Genomic DNA, 1,809 nt, shown 5'->3' with positions numbered 1-1,809 from the left:
GTGCCCGGCGCGCCAACCGTGTGACTGCGGTTTCGTTGCGGTACAACAGTTTCAGCCACCGATACACATGCGCAGGGTTGGCGAACCCGGCCCGGCTGGCATGCACGTGCAGCCCCACTGACGCGTCGGCCTCACACCCGAGCCGTTGCAGCTGCTCGAGCAGCGGCCAGGGAAACTCGTCGATCGCGTACCGGTAGGACATCGGGTGGGACACAAGCTCGAACCCGGACGGCCTGATGGAAGAATCCCGTTTCAAATATCCGAGGTCGCCGAGGTGGTCGGTGGCGAGTCCGGCGCAGGTGTCGAAACGGTTGTCCGGGACGATGATTTCCAACTCCAGCCCCAGATACAGCGGTCCAGTGCCGTGGAAGCGGGGGTCGGGGCGGTAGGTGTAGTTCCACACCTTCCCGCGGTTGGCGCAGGCCTCGCACCGGTGTCCGGGTTGGACAAGGGTGCCGCAGTCGGGGCAGGCGGGGAAGCGGCTGGCGCAGCGGGGGCAGGCGCGGTGCCCGCCGGAGATGTAGTGGCTGTCGGCACTGAACCGCCCGCAGCTGAAACACGCGGCGAACAACGCGCCCGCGCACCGCGCGCACACGAGTTGATCGGTGTCGGTGCGCAAGTGCGGGCCGGTCAACCGTCGACACGACACACACCCCGCCCACCCGGTCAGGCAGTGCGCACATAACTGCGCCTCCTCCGCGGTATGAGTCAGCCGCACTGACGGGGTGCGGCAGTAGTCGCATCGGGGCAGTTGCTGCCAACACGACTCGCACACAGCGGCATTCGCGATGCACAGCTCCGTATCGGATGTCGTGCCGTCGCAGACCGCGCACGGCGGGCCCAGGATCGGATCGGTCATGAACGCACACACCCTCCACAACAGAAAAGCGCCGGCCGACTGGGGAGTCGACCGGCGCGGGACAGAGACAGGGACAGGGCAAGCAAGGAGCAACGGGGAGCGCCCGATGGGGCCTGCGAGCTTCGCTCAGGCGGCCAGGCTTGGACGGGCGTATTCGCAGTCGTCGGCCGGTTGCCCGTGGTGGCGGCCCGGGCAGTCGATAGACCCCAGGACGCGATCGGCGACGGACAGGCGGGTGCGTGTCTCGGCTTCGAGATCGTCGATGCGGGATTTTGCGATCGCTTCGTAGTGTTCGTGTGAATCGGTCACCGATTCCACGTGAGGGAATCCGGCCTGGATCCACATGCGCACGTAGAGGCCGAAGGCGGCCGTGTTGAGCGGGGCCTTCTGGCTGGCCTGCATGACCGCGAGCGCGACCTCGGCCGCGGTCCCGGACACCGGAGACAAGCCTGCGGCGACGCGGTCGAGCAGTTCGCGGCAGTGCGCCCGGTACACGAATTCCTGGCGCATCCGCTCATGGGTCGGCATCAACAGCGCGAACGAGTGGTAGAGGGTGTTGCGGTGGCGCGGATGGCGTCGTTGCGCGCGGGCGATTTCGTCCTCGGCCCAGTCGATCTGCTCGAACACCGGCTCGAGATCGGACAGACACCGAGACACCACCGACGCGACATCAGCGACCTCGTCGAGCTGGCTTTCGGTCACAGGGACTCCTTTCGACAACAGGGGCAGCGCAGAAGACAGAGACGAGGGCAACGCGAGCTAACGGCTGACGTCGCCTCTGACCGCGTTGCTACGGACGCGGCGGCGCCGGATGGCCGGGGTTGGGCGTATCGTTGAGGTGCGAGGCGCGGGTTGATCTCACCCAGAATTTGGTGTCGCTTCCGCCTGAAGACTGACCCTCTGATTCCGGGTGAATGCTGACCCACCCCGTGAACGATCATGAGGTGCTG

1 protein-coding gene and 1 pseudogene are annotated in these 1,809 nt (G+C 66.5%); both read right to left on the bottom strand.

Translation table 11 applies throughout. From position 1 onward, the window contains the following. Positions 1–634, bottom strand: a pseudogene (locus A5780_RS41320) (hypothetical protein); the annotation flags it as partial. A 351-nt stretch (positions 635–985) separates the two neighbouring features. After that, on the bottom strand, positions 986–1,561 hold the full coding sequence (locus tag A5780_RS25860) for a hypothetical protein (protein WP_062969025.1): 576 nt from the start codon (positions 1,559–1,561) through the stop codon (positions 986–988). Positions 1,562–1,809: the final 248 nt, after the last annotated feature.

The sequence above is a fragment of the Nocardia sp. 852002-20019_SCH5090214 genome, assembly GCF_001665865.1.
Taxonomy (GTDB): domain Bacteria; phylum Actinomycetota; class Actinomycetes; order Mycobacteriales; family Mycobacteriaceae; genus Nocardia; species Nocardia nova.
This window is presented reverse-complemented; position numbering and strand designations above follow the sequence as displayed.